We start from the raw sequence: 16,061 nt of genomic DNA on the forward strand, positions 1-16,061 counted from the left end.
AAACAGGAACGGACGTGGTCACCCGGCCACGAACGGCCTGCTACGAAGAGCGCGTCGATAACGGACCGCCATACCCCGCCAAAAACGGGTACGGCCTCCCTCGCCGAGCAACTGCAGCAGTCTACTCGGCCAAGGAGGCCACACCCAAAACGATCTCCGACAGAGCCAGAGCCGGCGCCCGCCGGCGCAGAACCCTTACTGCTCGTCGAACAGGCTCGTCACCGAACCATCCTCGAACACCTCACGCACCGCACTCGCAATCGTCGGCGCAATCGACAGCACCGTGATCTTGTCCAGATCCCGGCCCAGCTCAGCCGGCGTCGGCAGCGTGTTCGTGAACACGAACTCACTCACCCGCGAGTTCTTCAGCCGGTCCGCAGCAGGCCCGGACAGCACACCGTGAGTCGCGGTCACGATGACATCCTCGGCGCCATGCGCGAACAGCGCGTCCGCGGCCGCACAGATGGTGCCACCCGTGTCGATCATGTCGTCGACCAGCACACACACCCGGCCCTTCACCTCACCCACGACCTCGTGGACGGTGACCTGATTCGCGACGTCCTTGTCACGCCGCTTGTGCACGATCGCCAGCGGAGCACCCAGCCGGTCACACCAGCGGTCAGCCACCCGCACACGCCCGGCGTCAGGCGAGACCACGGTCAGCTTCGCCCGGTCGACCTTCTCACCCACGTAGTCCGCCAGCAGCGGAAGAGCGAAGAGGTGATCCACAGGCCCGTCGAAGAACCCCTGAATCTGGTCCGTGTGCAGATCCACGGTCAGAATGCGGTCCGCACCCGCCGTCTTCATCAGATCAGCCACCAGCCGCGCCGAGATCGGCTCACGACCACGGTGCTTCTTGTCCTGCCGCGCATAACCGTAGAACGGCACGATGACCGTGATGGACCGCGCCGAAGCCCGCTTCAGCGCATCGATCATGATCAACTGCTCCATGATCCACTGGTTGATCGGAGCCGTGTGGCTCTGGATCACAAAGCAGTCCGCCCCACGCGCCGACTCCTGATAGCGGACGTAGATCTCACCGTTCGCGAAGTCGAACGCCTTCGTCGGGACGACGCCGACCCCCAGCTGCTGGGCGACCTCCTCGGCAAGCTCGGGGTGGGCGCGGCCGGAGAAGAACATCATCTTCTTCTCGCCGGTCGTCTTGATCCCGGTCACAGCTGTCTCCTCAGAGGTGTCTCAACTGGGTGTGCACTTATCACGGTACGCCGTGTCCGGCGCACCCGTTTCCGGTCAGTCCTCGCTCTCGACCTGCCGAGACGCCGCCTCGGCCGCCTGCGCCGCCGCACTACCCGGACGCTTGCGAACCACCCAACCCTCGATATTCCGCTGCTGACCACGGGCCACAGCCAGCGAACCGGGCGGTACATCCTTCGTGATCACGGACCCCGCAGCGGTGTACGAGCCGTCCCCGACAGTGACAGGAGCCACAAACATATTGTCCGCACCCGTCCGGCAATGCGACCCCACCGTCGAGTGATGCTTCTCCTGACCGTCGTAGTTCACGAACACGCTGGCAGCACCGATGTTGGTGTAATCACCGATCGTCGCGTCACCGACGTAGGAAAGGTGGGGGATCTTCGTCCCCTCGCCGATCGAGGCGTTCTTCGTCTCGACGTACGTACCGATCTTGCCCTTCGCACCCAAGCGCGTTCCCGGACGGAGATAGGCAAACGGGCCGACCTTGGCCTGCGGGCCGATGTGGGCACTGTCGGCCACCGTGTTGTCGACACGGGCCCCGGCGTCGACCTGAGTGTCGGTGAGACGGGTGTTGGGGCCGACCTCCGCACCCTCGCCGAGGTGCGTGGAGCCGTGCAGCTGCGTACCCGGGTGCACGACCGCGTCCTGCTCGAACGTGACGGTCACATCGACCCAGGTCGTCGCAGGGTCGATCACGGTGACGCCGGCGAGCATGGCGCTGGTCAGCAGCCGGTCGTTGAGGATCCGCCGCGCCTCGCTCAGCTGGACGCGGTTGTTGATCCCGGCGATCTCGTGATGATCACCCGCGACGGACGCCCCGACACGGTGACCGGCCTCACGGAGGATCCCGAGGACGTCGGTCAGGTACTCCTCGCCCTGGCTGTTGTCCGTACGCACCTTCTTCAGCGCATCCGCCAGCAGCAGACCGTCGAACGCGAACACACCGGAGTTGATCTCACGGATCTCGCGCTGCGTCTCGGTGGCGTCCTTGTGCTCGACGATCTCGGTGACGGCACCGGTCGCCTCGTCGCGGATGATCCGCCCGTAGCCGGTGGCGTCCGGCACCTCGGCGGTCAGCACCGTGACGGCGTTCGAGTCGGCGGAATGCGTCGCGGCGAGCTGCCGGAGCGTTTCACCGGTGAGCAGGGGAGTGTCGCCGCACACCACGACGACCGTGCCGTCGACACTGCCGCCGAGCTCCTCCAGGGCGATGCGGACCGCGTGCCCCGTGCCGTTCTGCTCGGCCTGCACCGTGGTGCGTACGGCGGGGTCGGTCTCCGCGAGGTGCGCGGTGACCTTCTCACGGGCGTGCCCGACCACGACGACGAGGTTCTCGGGGTCCAACTCACGGGCGGCGGCGAGCACATGCCCCACGAGGCTGCGGCCACAGATCTCGTGCAGGACCTTGGGTGTGGCCGACTTCATACGGGTGCCCTCACCCGCTGCGAGAACGACGACGGCTGCCGGGCGAATGGCGCTCACGGGGTTGCCCTTCGGCTGTGGAGTGAGTGGGGACATCCGCAGGATACCGGGGCGTTTCTTGGGGGACATGGGAGCGGGCCCTGACCGTGCGGTCAGGGCCCACTACTTGTCATGCTCCCGGGGAAGGAATCGAACCCTCATTCAATGGACCAAAACCATTTGTCCTGCCTTTAGACGACCCGGGATGGTTCGTCCGCTATGTCCGATTCTCTAGATCGGTGCGGCGTGCAGCCCCTACTATGCCGTACCACCAGCCTTCGATGCGACGGTACAAGTCGGCTCCCTTCAGGACTCTGATGGCTAGGCAGCCGCGGTACGAGTCGCCGGTGTTCTTCCGTACCGTCTTCGGGTTGTGTTTCTTCAGCGTGGTCTTGTAGAAGGCGGAGCGGTCGGCCCCGACGAGTTCGACCCAGTACTGTTCGGCGGCGGCCACGTCGGCGGTCTCGTGGATCATCACGGAGTACCGCAAGCGTTCACGCTCGACGCCGAGTAGGTTCAGCCAGGCGAGGAAGACCTCGATCATCCCGGGGTCGCTGTTGACGAAGATCACGTTTTCTCGTCGGGCGTACGGCTTGTCCTTGCCGCCCTCGGCCCAATAGAGGGCGACGCCGGCAATGAACAGATCGCGGTCGGACAGGTGGCCGATCTCTGCGGTTGCCGATGCTTTGGTCTGTTGGCGCTGCTCGTCCCGCACCGCGAGCTCGTGCTCCCATCTCTTCCGGCCTGCCAGCCTGGCCTGCTCCGCAGGGTCACGTCGCTCCGGCCTCGGCAGATCCCGTACCCACAGCGAGATCGAACTCTTCGAGCACCCCACCTCCACCTGGATCTGGTCGTACGTCCAGCCCTGGAGTCGTAGCTCCCTCGCCCGGTCCCGGAGGTCGTCCTTGGCGTTCGGGCGCTTCGTCCATTCCGGAGGGGGCTCGCCCTCCAGGAGGCGGTTGAGGATGTCGTTGTTGTCGACGTGCAGGCGGTCGCGGATCTGGCGGCGGCTGAGCCCTGCGCGCCGCAGCGCGACCGCCCGTTCCCGCAGTCCCTCGAAGTTGGCGTATTTGCCATCTGAATGTGCCATGGGCATACCGTCAGGGCGGAATCCGGCGTTCCGGGGGCGAACAATGTGCGATTCAGCAGTTCGAGGGATATCGGTCTGTTTCGCTTACGTTCGGTTACGGAGTGTGGTGTAGACCCATCGCGAAAACTCGCCGGAAAACGGGGCGCGGACGCCCGTAGGCTGGAGGCATGACCACGACGGGGGAAGTGCACGCGGCGGCCCGGGGAGGGCCGTGGTGGTGGGCCAGGTGGCGCAGTGCCGTGCTGGACGTGAGCTTGGCTTTTGTGTCCGCGGTGGAGTGTGCGTTCGAGGGTGTTCGGTTCGCTCGGGACGCGGGGATTCCGGTGGCCGCGGGGGTTGTGTTCGGGGTGTTGGCGGGTTCGGCGCTGCTTGTGAGGCGGCAGTGGCCGATTGTCGTCGTGCTGGTGTCGATCGCGATTACGCCGGCTCAGATGGGCTATCTGATGGGGGTCGTCGGGCTGTACACGCTCGCCGCTTCCGAGTTGCCGCGGCGGATCATCGGTTCGCTGGCGGGGATGTCGCTCGTCGGCATGTTGATCGTGATGTTCGTGCGGGTGCGGCAGGACATGGCGCGGGGGTCGTGGGATCTGGGGGACTGGTTCGTTCCGTTCGCTGCGATCACCACCGCGATCGGGATGACTGCGCCGCCTCTGCTTCTGGGTCTTTACGTCGGGGCTCGGCGCCGGCTGATGGAGAGCTTGCGGGAGCGGGCGGACAGTCTTGAGCGTGAGTTGCAGCTGCTGGCCGAGCGGGCCGAGGAGCGGGCCGAGTGGGCGCGGAACGAGGAGCGGACTCGGATTGCGCGGGAGATGCATGACGTGGTCGCCCACCGGGTGAGCCTCATGGTGGTGCATGCCGCTGCGTTGCAGGCCGTTGCCCGTAAGGATCCCGAGAAGGCCGTCAGGAATGCGGCGCTGGTGGGGGACATGGGGCGGCAGGCGTTGACCGAGTTGCGGGAGATGCTCGGGGTGCTGCGGAGTGGGGACGGGGCTCGGCGGTCTGAGCAGTCCGTTCCGTTGGCGGCGGTGGGGGCTGCTGCTGCGGTGGCGGCTTCGAGGGCCGTGGATGAGGGGGAGGGGCCGTGCCTGGAGGAGTTGGAGGAACTCGTCGGGCAGTCGGCGGCTGCGGGGATGGTGGTGGCTCTGTCCGTGGAGGGGGATGTGCGGTCGTATGCCGCTGAGGTCGAGCAGACCGCGTATCGCGTGGTGCAGGAGGCGTTGACGAACGTCCACAAGCATGCGGCGGGTGCGAAGACGTATGTGCGGCTTGCGCATCGGGTGTCGGAGATCGCGATGCAGGTGGAGAACGAGCCGCCGCCGGAGGTGGCTTCGGCATCGTCGGCGCGGTTGCCGTCCGGGGGGAACGGTCTTGTGGGGATGAGGGAGCGGGTGACGGCGCTGGGTGGGGTGTTTGTGTCGGGGCCGACGGATGCGGGGGGTTTCCGGGTGTCGGCGGTGATTCCGGCGGCGTAGCGTCCCTGCCCTTCGCGCTCCTGCCCTTCGCGCTCCTGCCCTTCGCGCTCCTGTCCGTTTCGAGGGTTCAGCCTGCTGTCAGTCGTACGGGTTCGATGCCTGAGATGAGGCTGCCGAGGGCTTGGTCGATGTCGGGGCCGAGGTACCAGTCGCCTGTGTGATCGAGGGCGTAGATGCGGCCTTCGGTGTCGACGGCGAGGAGGGAGTGGGTCTCTGTCTCGGTGCCGAGGGGGCTGACTTCGGTGTCGAGGGCGCGGCCGAGGTCGTTGAGGGTGCGGGCCAGGTGGAGGCCGTGCAGGGGGTCGAGGTGGAGCGCTGCGGGGGCGATCTGGCGGCCGGGTCCGGTGGGGGTGATGTGGAGGCCGCCGAATTCGGCCCAGGCTTCTACGGCGGCGGGGAAGACGGCGTGGCGGTGGCCTGCGGGTGAGGTGTGGTCGCGGAGGGTGTCGGCCCAGATCTCGGCCTGCTTTATGTCCCAGCGTCCGGGTTGCCAGCCGGCGGCGCGGAGGGCGGCGTCGACGGGTACGGGGAAGCGCGTGGTCGAGGTGCGGTCGGGGTGCATCTGCCCTTCGATCGTCGAGTTCGCTGAGGTCACGGTTCGGCGCGGGGCCGTCGTCTTGCTTGTGGGGGTGGGGGGTTCAGTCGTCTGCTGCCGTGGGGTCGACGATGCGGACGCCGTAGTGGGCGCTGAGGGCGGTGCAGGCGCGGCAGGGGGTGGCGAAGCTGCCGTGGAGGGGGTCGCCGTCCTCGCGGATGCGGCGGGCGGTGAGTTTGGCCTGTTTGAGGGCTTTGCGGGCTTCGCCGTGGGTCATGGGTTTGCGGGTGGCGCGTTTGCTGCGGGCGGCGTCGGCGGCGGCTATGTGGCGGGAGATGAGGATGGTTTCGGCGCAGCGGCCGGTGAAGCGGTCGCGTTGGGCGCTGGGGAGGGTGTCGAGGAAGTCCTGGACGAGTGGGTGCAGGGGTGGGGGCTGGTCGCCGCGGGCGGCGGTGCCGGTGAGGGTGGCGCCGCGGACGGAGAGGGCGGCGGCGATGGTGGGGAGTATGCCGTCGCGGCGGTGGAGGAGGGTGGGTGCGTGCGGGGTTTCGGTGGCGCTCCAGCCGATGCGGGGGTCGCCGGACGGCCCGGTGTGCGGTGCCGTGTGTGGTCCCGTCTGCGTCGCGTTCATGATCGTCTTCCCCTCCCGAGCCTCCCCCGGAGGTCACAGAGTGCCAAATGCCGTGGCTGGTGCGGAAGCTGGGGCGGTGCGACACGCCCGGGTTTGGGCGGGCTGTCACGGCGGGGTGACGGCTGGTCACGGAAGCGGAGGGCGGCTGACCGGTGCCCGGTGACCGGTGCGGTCGTACCGCATAGGCTGTCGGCACCGCGATCCACGCGGCCGACGTGTGGAGAGGGTTGTACAGGAGATACGGGGCGGGTTGGCCGGTGGCGGTCATCGCGGTCCGTAACGAACGCCGCAGGGGGCAACCGCCATGACGACAGGTCGGCTCGGGCAGCAAGCCGCGCCGCCGAACGCGGCCTATGCCGGGCAGGTCGTGCATTTCCCGGATCCGGTCCGGGCGGCACGTCACCCGAGAGGGGTACGTGTGGATGAGCGCGGTTACCCCGACTTCTCGCCCTATGCGCGTGCTGCTGCGGAGATCGCGGAGCCGCCGGAGGGTTTCGGTGTCGACGAGTTGCGGCTGACGGACTACGTCTCGGCGAATGCGGCGCTTGCGGCCTCCGGTCATGAACTGTGGGACACGGTGCCGGCGGTGGCGACGCCGCATGGCTGGACGTGGCATCACGTGGTGGGTTCGCGGCGGCTGGAGTTGGTGCCGGTCGAGGTGAAGGCGTTGCTGCGGCATCACGGTGGGATCGCGACGGCGGCGGTGGATCAGGGCAAGCGGGGGACGCGGCCGTTGCAGGAGACGCGGCCGGCGCATTTCGGGTTGCCGAAGTCGGGTGTGGCGGTGACGGAGTCGCAGGTGCAGGGGGTCGAGGAGGACCTCGGGTATCGGCTGCCGGGTGCGTACCGTTCGTTTCTGAAGGCTGCGGGTGGGTGTGCGCCGGTGGGTGCGGCGCTGGATGCCGAGTTGGGGCTGTTGGTCGACCAGCCGTTCTTCACGGTGCGGGACGAGGCGGCGGTCAATGATCTGGTCTACGTCAACAAGTGTCTGCGTGACCATCTGACCAAGGACTACTTGGGTGTTGGGTTTGTGCAGGGCGGTCTGCTGGCGTTGAAGGTGAAGGGCGAGCGGCCCGGTTCGGTGTGGTTCTGTGCGTATGACGACGCGCGGGACGTGGATCCTTCGTGGGCGCCGGCGGAGCGGGTGGAGCGGTTGTTGCTGCCGTGCGGTGAGGACTTCGACGCGTTCTTGTCGCGGCTTGCGGGCAATCCGCCGGAGTTGGAGACGGTGGCGAATCTGATGGTGGACGGCGGGTTCGCGCATTCCGTTCCGGTCTCTTCCGTCTCTTCGGTGGGGGAGTGAGCGTTGCGATGGTGACCTTCGCGCAGGCGCAGGAGCGCGCCGAGGAGTGGATCAACGGGGATGTGCCGGCGTATCAGCATCGTGAGGTGCGGGTGCGGGAGTTCGGTCTTGGGTTCGTGGTGTGGGCCGAGGACCGGGCGGAGGGGCCGCGTTCGGACGGGGGTCTGCAGCGGCTGGTGATCGCCCGGGACAGCGGTGAGGCGACGCTGTGGCCGTCGCTGCCGGTGGGTGAGGTGATTCGCCGGTACGAGGAGGAGTACGGCCGGCGGGACGAGGCCGTGGAGCCGGCGCCGGCGGCTTCGGCGCGGGTGGATCTGAATCAGACGTCGTTCCTTTTGAGTCCGCCGGAGTGGTTGCAGGAGGCGGCGGACAAGCTGGGGATGGCGGATCGGCGGGGTGGCGCGGCTGCTTCGGCGGGTGAGGGTGCGGGGTGGCCGGAGGCCGGGGCGGGTGGTGACGCGCCGGCGGGGCCGACTCCCTGGGCGGGGACGGACACCAACGGCGGCGGCGAGGACCTTTCCGTGCCGCTGCCCGCGACCGTGTTCGCGCCGCCGCTGAACGATGCGGGCGAGGAGACCCCGCCGGACGCCGAGACGGCGCTGATGGCGGGCGGCAGCCGGCTTCCGCGGACGACGGAGGAGAGGGCACAGGCTGAGCCGGGGGCTCCGGGTGGTACGCCTGCGCCGCCTCCGGGGTACGGATATCCGCAGGGTGCGGGGGCGCCGCCTCCGCCGCCGGCCCCTCCGTCGTACGGCTATCCGCAGGCGCAGGGTGCCGGGGCTCCGCCTGGGCCCTCTTACGGCTACCCGCAGGCGCCGGGTGCCCCAGGGCGGCCGCTCGCGCCGAACGCCGGGGACATCGCCGACGCCGCGACGAGCAAGGCGGCTCCTTCGCCGCGCCGGGGTTCGTCCACGCCGCCTCCGCCGAGCGCTCCGGGAACGCCGGGTGCGCGGCCGGGCAGCGCGCCGCCGCCTCCGCCGGGGCCCGGTGCGGGCGGGTACGTTCCGACGCAGCTGGTGTCGGCGCTCGGTCCCGACGGGCCTGAGGGGGTTGCGCCCACTCCGCCGGGCCCGAACGCGCCGGCTCCTCCGGGTGCTCCCCACCCGCCCGGCGCGCCCAACGCGCCCGGTGGCCCGCCTCCGGCCAACGTCCACCAAGCCGCCACGATGTTCGCCGACCCCGGCCGGATGGGACCGGGTGCGCCGCAGCCTCCGGGGGCGCCTGGTGTTCCGGGAGCGGGTGCGCCGCAGCCACCCGGTCCGCCGCAGCCTCCGGGTGCTCCGGGTACTCCCGGCGCGCAGGCCTTTCCCGGTGCTCCGGGTGCACCGAGCGCGCCCGGCGCTCCCTTTGCCCCGGGTGCTCCCGGCATGAGTGCCCCGCCCCAGCCTCCCGCGGCTCCGGGGGCGCCTGGCGCACCTGGTGTTCCGCAGCCGCCGGGTGCCGCCGGCGCGCCCGGAGGCCCGGGCGGTCCTCAGCCTTCCGGTGCTCCGGGTGGTCCCGGCTTCCCGCCGCCTCCTGGTGCTCCGGGCGGCCCTGGTGGTTCTCAGCCTCCTGGTGCTCCGGGTGCTTCTGGCGCCCCGCAGTCTCCGGGGGGTCCCGGTGTTCCGGGTGGTCCTGGCTTCCCGCCGCCTCCCGGTGCTCCGGCTGGCCCCAGTGGTCCTCAGCCTTTCGATGCTGCTCCGGGTGGCTCTGGCGCGCCGCAGCCTCCGGGGGGTCCCGGTGCTTCGGGCGGTCCTGGTGCCCCGCAGCCTCCGGTTGGCCCCGGCGCTCCCGGCTTCCCGCAGCCGCCCGGCGCTCCGGGGGCCCCTGGCTTCCCGCAGCCGCCAGGAGCTCCGGGGGCACCCGCGGCCCCTGGCACCCCGCCGCCTCCGGGCGCTCCGGGCGCTCCCGGAACCCCCGGTGCTCCCGGCGGTCCCGCCGGTGGTCGAGGTGCCGTACACCATGCGGAGACCGTGCTGGCCGGGCCCCCTGTGGGCGCGCCCGGTGCGCCCCCGCCGCCGGCGCCCGGTGTGCAGCCCGGTGCGCCCGGCGTCCCGCAGCCGTCCGTGCAGCCCGGTGGCCCGCAGCCCCCCGCATACGGTTACCCGCAGCCGCAGGGGCAGCCCACTGTGGGGCCCGGTTACCAGGCGGTGCTTCGGTACCGGGCGCAGGACGGGTCCGAGCAGCAGTTGATTCGGCGGTCGGCGCCGGGTGTGCCGCATCCGGAGTGGCAGATCTTCCATGAGCTGCGCGGTATGAACGTGCCGCCGGACCAGGTGCTGGAGCTGCACACGGAGCTGGAGTCGTGCGAGCTGCCGGGTGCGTACTGTGCGCGGATGATCCGGGAGCAGTGGCCGCAGGCGCGGATCACGTCCATCGCGCCGTACGGGACGGATCACGCGAGCCGGCAGCAGGGCATGCGGCAACTGCTGGCGCACCAGGGCGAGTTGCACCAGGTGGCGGACGGGCCGGCTCGTCCTGCGCCGGTGCGGGCGCCGTTGCCGCCGGTGCAGGCGGCGGCGCCGATTCCGCCGGAGGCGGTGGGGCAGGAGCTGGCGGGTGCGTTCGGGCCGGGTGTGTTCCGGTTCGAGCAGGCCGCCGTGTCCCGGCAGGGTGTGCCGCCGGTCGTGGCGCACTCGCTGGTGGCGGCGGGGCTGCCGACGGACATGGGGCCGTTCTTCTGGGCGCAGGCCCAGCCGGGGCGGCCGGTGCCGACGCTCGCCGAACTCGCGCAGGAGCGCGGTGTGCAGCCGGCCCCGGACGCGGGCTCGTATCTCGTCATGGGCAGCGACTTCGGCCGGGCGGTGTGTGTGCAGTACGGCACCGCGAACATCGTGGCCGTACCGGTGGAGGCCGGGCCCGGTGGTGCGCCCGTGCCGCCGCAGTTCGTGAACACGGGGCTGCCCGAGTTCCAGCGGTGTCTGGCGCTGCTGGGCCGGATGTGGCGGCTCAGGTTCGGGCTGAACCAGGAGCAGGCGGGCCGCTGGACCGTCGACTTCCAGGCCCAGCTGGCCTCCCTCGACCCGGCGGCGCTCGGTTCGCCGGAGAGCTGGTGGTCGGTGCTGCTGGAACAGATGTGGGACGGGTTGCTGTGACGCTCCACCGCTGAGGAACCCGGGGCTGCTCGATGCGGGGCCGGGCCGGTCGTTCTGACCGGCCCGGCCCTTTCGCGTTCGTACGCGATCGCGATACGCCTTCGGAGTGTCGCGTTATGAACACTTCTGCCCGATATATCAAGATGTGCGCGAAATCATCATTGCGCGCCCGTACGGCGGAGAGTTCGGCGGAGAGGGGTTCCAGGATGAGCAGCACACCGATCTCGCCCCATGGCTTCGGGGCCGTTCGGGGGCGCGGCTACTGCCCTGAACAGGTCGAAGTGTTCGCCGAGGCGCTCTCCCTGGACCGGGACGCCGCCTGGGAGCGGGCGGCCCGGCTCACCGTCCTCGCCAAGGACATGGAGGCGGAGGCGGCGCTGCTGCGGGAAACCGTGTCGCAGCTGACCCCCCAGACGTACGAGGCGCTCGGGGAGGGCGCCCGGGACCTCTTCCGGCATGTGCAGGAGGAAGCAGCGGCCGTGGGAGAGCGCGCCCGGCAGGAGGCGCAGCGCCTGGTGGAGGCCGCTCAGGCGCACGCGAGCAGTGTGCTGGACGCCGCTCAGGCGCACGCCGAGGCGGTACTCGCCGAGGCCGAGGAACACGCCGGTCAGCGGCTGCTGGCGGCGCGGGCAGAGGCCGACGAGATCCGCATCGGCGCCCGGCAGGCCCTGAAGGAGGGCCGGGGCGAGGTGCTGGCCCTGCTCAGGGAGGCACGGCAGCGCGCCACCGTGAAACTCGCCGAGCAGGCCCAGGAGTTCGCCGAGCGGTGGGACGAGGTGGAGCGGGCCGAGGCCGAGCGTGCGGCGGTGATCGATGCGCGGGAGGCCGGGCGGATGGCCCGGGCGGAGGCCGAGCTGACCGAGGCGAGGCGGGAGTTCATGGAGGCGGAGGAGTACGCCCACCGCTGCCAGGAGGAGGCGAACGCGCGGGCCGCGGAGATCCTCGCGGCGGCGCGGCGGCAGGAGGAGCAGATCGCCCGGGAGACGGAGCAGGTGCTGCAGCAGCACAGCGAGCGGTCGGACGAGATGCAGGTGCAGATGGACAACGTGCGCAGCAGTCTTACGGCGTTGACGGGTTCGGCGTCGGGGGAGTGACGGGCGGGACGGGGGCGCCCGGCGTCGGCCGCGCCTCCGTCCCGCCGACCACCGTCGGCGCCCCCCCCGCGTGCCGGGGCCGTCACCCGCTTCTGCGTACCGCCCCTGCCAGGATCCACCCCTCGACGGCCTCGTACTGGCGCCGCTGTTCCTCCGACGCCCGCCGGCCGGAGGCCACCGTGCCGAGCCAGCCGAAGGCGAAGCCCAGGGGGATCGTCACCAGGCCGGTGGTCGTGAACGGGAACCAGTTGAAGTCGGCGCCGGGGAAGGCGGATGCGGGGGAGCCGGAGACCAGGTTGGTGCCCGGCATGATCAGCAGGACCGCGAGCGTGCCGCCGATCAGCGTGCACAGCAGGCCCGTGCGGGTGTAGCGGCGCCAGAAGAGGCTGTACACCAGGGCGGGGGCGATCGCGGAGGCGCCCAGACAGAAGGACAGGGTCACCAGGGGCTGCAGGCTGCGGTGCTGGACCAGGGTGGCCAGCAGGATCGCCGGGACGCCCACCGCGAGGGCCGAGACCCGGGCCAGCAGCATCTCGCGGCGCCCCGACATCTCCTGCACCCGGGCGGCGAAGACGTCGTGGGCGAGGGAGTTCGCGCAGGCGAGGATCATCCCTGCGACCGAGGCGAGCAGGGTCAGGAAGATCGCCGTGGTGACCGTGGTGAACAGGAACGTCTCCGACGTCGACACGGTCGCACCGAAGGCCGCCCGAGAGCCGAGCAGATAGGCCGTGTTGCCCCGCGGGTCGGCCTGTGCGATCACCGCCCGGCCGATCAGGGCCGTCGCGCCGAACCCGACGACCGTCATGATGAGCACGAACACCACCACCGAGGACACCGCCCACGACATCGAGCGCCGCACCTGGCGGGCGCTGCGCGCGGTGTACATGCGCATGGTGACGTGCGGCAGACAGGCGCCGCCGAGGACGACGGTGAGCTCCGAAGTGATCATGTCCAGGCGGGGGTTGGAGCTGCCCGCGAACTCGACGCCGGAGTGCAGGAAGGCGGGACCGACCCCGCTCTGCGCGGCCGCGGCGTTGAACAGCGCTCCCGGGTCCCAGTCGAAGCGCTGCAGCACCAGCAGGGCGACCACGGCGCCCGAGCCGAGCAGCATCACGATCTTCAGGATCTGGATGAGGGCGGTGCCCTTCATGCCGCCGATCGCCGCGTAGCTGATCATCAGGGCGCCGAGCCCGATGATGCAGCCGGTCTTCAGCGAGTCGCCGGAGAAGCCCAGGATGAACGCCAGCAGCTGGCCGGTGCCCGCCAGTTGGACCAGCATCAGCGGCAGCAGCGCGGCGATGGTGACCGCGCAGGCGGTCATACGCACTCCGCGGCCCGGCATACGGCGGGCCAGCGCGTCCCCCATGGTGAACTGGCCTGCGTTGCGCAGGGGTTCGGCCAGCAGGAACATCAGCAGCATCAGCGACAGCGCGGTGCTCAGGGCGAGTGCGATCCCGTCGTAGCCGCACAGGGCGATCACGCCGCCCGTGCCGAGCACGCTCGCCGCGGAGATGTAGTCGCCGGCGATGGCGAGGCCGTTGCGCATGGGGGAGAGGGAGCCGTAGCCGGTGTAGAACTCGTCGAGGTCGTCGCCGTCCGGGCCGGTCATCACGCACAGCAGCAGGGTGATCGCGGCGACGGTGGAGAAGGCGACGAGGGACATGGCCTGGGCGTTTCCGCTGAACCCGGTGGTCATCGTGCCGCCTCCCGCTTGGCGTCCAGTTCGGCCTGCTTGCGGATGCGCTCCGCGATCGGGTCGACGTAGCGGCGGGCCGTGTGCTCGTACAGTGCGATCGCCAGCCAGGTGACGGGTATCTGGAGCAGGGCGAGCAGCAGCCCGGTGGGCAGTCCGTCGGTGACGGTGGTCGTCATGAACGACGGGGCGAACGCCGACAGGATCAGGAACAGCGTGAAGTAGCCGAGCGCGGTGAGGGTGGCGGTGCGCCGCTGCCAGCGGTACGCACTGCGCAGGATCCGCAGATCGCTGTGGTGGCCGAGAGGCGCCTCGGGCGGCCGTCGCCGTCTGGCCGGTTCGGGCGGCGGGGTGGGCGGCATCCACGGGTAGGTGGCCTCGTACGGCAGGGACGTGTTCTCGGGTGCATGGCGGTACGGGTACGACGGGGACCGGTCGTAGGACATCCCGGTGCTCCTTGCGTGGCTCGGGTCCTGTGCGGGGACCGCAGGGAGATGGGGGGCGGTGCGGAGCCACGCACGCTACTCGCCGGTTTTCGGTCGCGCGCGGTTTTCACCAAACTGGCCGGTCGGTATGCGCTTACTACGCTGACCTGCGGTGTTACCCGCGTTAACTCGGACTTTTACGGCCGGGGGCGCGGTGGATGCCCTGCTGCGGGACCGTCAGTCCTTGAGTACCGGGAAGCGGCGGGGGGCCAGGAACAGCAGCACCAGGAAGGCCGCGGCGGCCGCGCACCCCGCGCCCAGATACACCGCGTGCACCGCGTCCGCTATCGCCCGCCGGGTCGCCTCCGGGACCGCCCCCGCGTCCAGGCCCCGCGTCATCGAGTCCAGGTCGCTCGCCCCGCCCAGCCGCGCGGCCAGCACCGCGTTGGCCACCGCCCCGAACACCGATGCGCCGACCGTCTGGCCGGTCTGACGGCAGAACAGCACGGACGCCGTCGTCGTGCCCCGCTCCGCCCAGCCCACCGTCGACTGCACGCCCACGATCAGCGGCAACTGGAACAGGCCCAGCGCGGCGCCCAGGCACAGCATCAGCAGCGTCGGCTGCCATGCGGCGCCCGGGTAGGGCAGGAACGGGAACGCCAGGAGGATCAGCGCGCCGATGCCGATGCCCAGCATCGCGGTGTTGCGGAAGCCGATCCGCCGGTACACGTGCTGGCTGAGCGCGGCCGACGACGACCAGGTCAACGTCCACACGGTCAGCACGAATCCGGCGGCCGCGGGGGCCAGGCCCAGGACCGCCTGCGCGTACGTCGGCAGGAACACCGACGGCGCCACCATCACCAGACCCAGCGCGCCCAGCGCCAGATTGACGGCGGCGATCGTACGGCGCCGCCACACCCATCCCGGGATGATCGGCTCGGCCGCCCTGCGTTCGACCAGGACCACCACCGCGGCCAGCGCAAGCCCCGTACCGAACAGGGCCATTGACGGCCCCGACAGCCAGGGCCAGGCCACCCCGCCCTGCACCAGGGCCGTCAGCAGGACGCCCCCGCACGCGAACACCGCCAGCGCGCCCGCCCAGTCGATACGGGGACGCTCGGCCGGCTTCCGCTGGGGCTCGTGCAGATGGCGGACGATCAGCCACAACGCCACCGCGCCGATGGGGAGGTTGACCAGGAAGATCCAGCGCCAGTCGGCGTAGGCGGCCAGGACGCCGCCCACGCCCGGACCGGCCACCGCCGACACCGCCCACACCGTGGACAGCTTGGACTGGATCTTCGGGCGTTCCTCGAGCGGGTAGAGGTCGGCGGCGAGCGTCTGCACCGTGCCCTGGAGGGCTCCGCCGCCCAGGCCCTGGAGGATGCGGAACGCGATCAGCGCCCCCATGCTCCAGGCCGCCGCGCACAGCAGCGAACCGGCCAGGAACACCGAGGCGCCCGCTATCAGGACCGGCTTGCGGCCGAAGGTGTCCGACAGCTTGCCGTACACCGGGAGCGTCACCGTCACCGCGAGCAGATAGCCGGAGAACAGCCAGGAGAAGACCGAGAAACCGCCCAGGTCGCCGACGATCTGCGGGACGGCGGTCGAGACGATCGTGGCGTCGAGAGCGGCGAGCGCCATGGCCAGCATGAGCGCGGCGACGACGGCGCCGCGTCTGCGCGTGTCCTGCGTCCGCTCCGTCGCGGCCGCCCGTATCCCGGCCTCCCCCTGGTCCACAGGATTCCTTCCCGTTGCATTCCCCTTGCATCTATCCGCCGCCGAACAGCTTCCCACTTGACCCTGACGCGACGGGAGGGTGGAACCTGACTGCGCCGGAGGGTGGACCACAACCCCGAGAACGTCTCCACCCGTCGGTGGACTGCCCCTAGGGGTTCCTCCGTACTACGGCCCGGGGAGGGTTCGTACCGCCGGAGGAGGAGAGCGGCCGAGGGCGTCCTTAACCTGGTTTTACGTCGCTGGGGCGCCGGTGAGGGGTGGTTGACCGAACCGGCGGGGGTGGGGTTTTCCCCAGCTGCAAGAGGGTGCCGGGCACCAGCGCGCCGGA

General features: G+C 70.6%; 12 protein-coding genes and 1 tRNA gene. 4 read left to right on the forward strand and 9 right to left on the reverse strand.

What is annotated here, in order from left to right; all coding sequences use genetic code 11:
• Positions 1-195: 195 nt before the first annotated feature.
• The 4 genes from ACFY1U_RS41510 to ACFY1U_RS41525 form a co-directional block, all read right to left on the reverse strand.
• Positions 196-1,176: a ribose-phosphate diphosphokinase gene (locus tag ACFY1U_RS41510; protein ID WP_351473629.1), complete on the reverse strand. Its 981-nt coding sequence runs from the start codon at positions 1,174-1,176 to the stop codon at positions 196-198.
• Positions 1,177-1,251: 75 nt separating this feature from the next.
• Positions 1,252-2,700, reverse strand: a complete 1,449-nt coding sequence (glmU, locus tag ACFY1U_RS41515; RefSeq protein WP_390699226.1) for a bifunctional UDP-N-acetylglucosamine diphosphorylase/glucosamine-1-phosphate N-acetyltransferase GlmU — start codon at positions 2,698-2,700, stop codon at positions 1,252-1,254.
• Between the two features lie 114 nt (positions 2,701-2,814).
• Positions 2,815-2,885 (reverse strand) — tRNA-Gln (locus tag ACFY1U_RS41520).
• Positions 2,886-2,896: 11 nt separating this feature from the next.
• A complete protein-coding gene (locus ACFY1U_RS41525; RefSeq protein WP_390699355.1) occupies positions 2,897-3,769 on the reverse strand; it encodes a hypothetical protein in 873 nt (290 codons plus the stop codon).
• Between the two features lie 167 nt (positions 3,770-3,936).
• Between ACFY1U_RS41525 and ACFY1U_RS41530 the strand changes: the two genes are divergently transcribed.
• Complete coding sequence (locus ACFY1U_RS41530) at positions 3,937-5,241, forward strand: sensor histidine kinase (protein WP_390699227.1); 1,305 nt, start codon at positions 3,937-3,939, stop codon at positions 5,239-5,241.
• A gap of 67 nt (positions 5,242-5,308) precedes the next feature.
• Here ACFY1U_RS41530 and ACFY1U_RS41535 read toward each other — a convergent pair whose 3' ends face one another.
• Positions 5,309-5,803 (reverse strand): SUKH-3 domain-containing protein, encoded by a 495-nt coding sequence (locus ACFY1U_RS41535; protein WP_390699356.1) that lies wholly within the window; start codon positions 5,801-5,803, stop codon positions 5,309-5,311.
• A gap of 76 nt (positions 5,804-5,879) precedes the next feature.
• Positions 5,880-6,407, reverse strand: coding sequence for a YwqJ-related putative deaminase (locus tag ACFY1U_RS41540; RefSeq protein ID WP_390699228.1), 528 nt, complete (start codon positions 6,405-6,407; stop codon positions 5,880-5,882).
• A gap of 304 nt (positions 6,408-6,711) precedes the next feature.
• On the opposite strand from ACFY1U_RS41540, the gene ACFY1U_RS41545 reads away from it, so the two are divergent.
• The 3 genes from ACFY1U_RS41545 to ACFY1U_RS41555 all read left to right on the forward strand — a co-directional run bounded on the left by ACFY1U_RS41545 (position 6,712) and on the right by ACFY1U_RS41555 (position 11,878).
• Entirely contained in the window at positions 6,712-7,710 is a 999-nt protein-coding gene (locus ACFY1U_RS41545; protein WP_390699229.1) for an SMI1/KNR4 family protein, read from the forward strand.
• Positions 7,711-7,718: 8 nt separating this feature from the next.
• On the forward strand, positions 7,719-10,784 hold the full coding sequence (locus ACFY1U_RS41550; protein ID WP_390699357.1) for an SUKH-4 family immunity protein: 3,066 nt from the start codon (positions 7,719-7,721) through the stop codon (positions 10,782-10,784).
• Between the two features lie 206 nt (positions 10,785-10,990).
• Entirely contained in the window at positions 10,991-11,878 is an 888-nt protein-coding gene (locus ACFY1U_RS41555) for a cellulose-binding protein (RefSeq protein WP_390699230.1), read from the forward strand.
• An 82-nt stretch (positions 11,879-11,960) separates the two neighbouring features.
• Here ACFY1U_RS41555 and ACFY1U_RS41560 read toward each other — a convergent pair whose 3' ends face one another.
• The 3 genes from ACFY1U_RS41560 to ACFY1U_RS41570 all read right to left on the reverse strand — a co-directional run bounded on the left by ACFY1U_RS41560 (position 11,961) and on the right by ACFY1U_RS41570 (position 15,733).
• The gene (locus ACFY1U_RS41560) at positions 11,961-13,574 is read right to left on the reverse strand and encodes a cation acetate symporter (protein WP_390699231.1); all 1,614 of its coding nucleotides are present in this window, start codon (positions 13,572-13,574) and stop codon (positions 11,961-11,963) included.
• On the reverse strand, positions 13,571-14,017 hold the full coding sequence (locus tag ACFY1U_RS41565) for a DUF485 domain-containing protein (protein WP_390699232.1): 447 nt from the start codon (positions 14,015-14,017) through the stop codon (positions 13,571-13,573). The genes ACFY1U_RS41560 and ACFY1U_RS41565 overlap by 4 nt, the downstream gene beginning before the upstream one ends.
• 216 nt (positions 14,018-14,233) lie before the next feature.
• Complete coding sequence (locus ACFY1U_RS41570; RefSeq protein ID WP_390699233.1) at positions 14,234-15,733, reverse strand: MFS transporter; 1,500 nt, start codon at positions 15,731-15,733, stop codon at positions 14,234-14,236.
• Between the last annotated feature and the right edge of the window lie 328 nt (positions 15,734-16,061).

It is taken from the genome of Streptomyces sp. NPDC001351 (assembly GCF_042896045.1).
Taxonomy (GTDB): Bacteria; Actinomycetota; Actinomycetes; order Streptomycetales; family Streptomycetaceae; genus Streptomyces.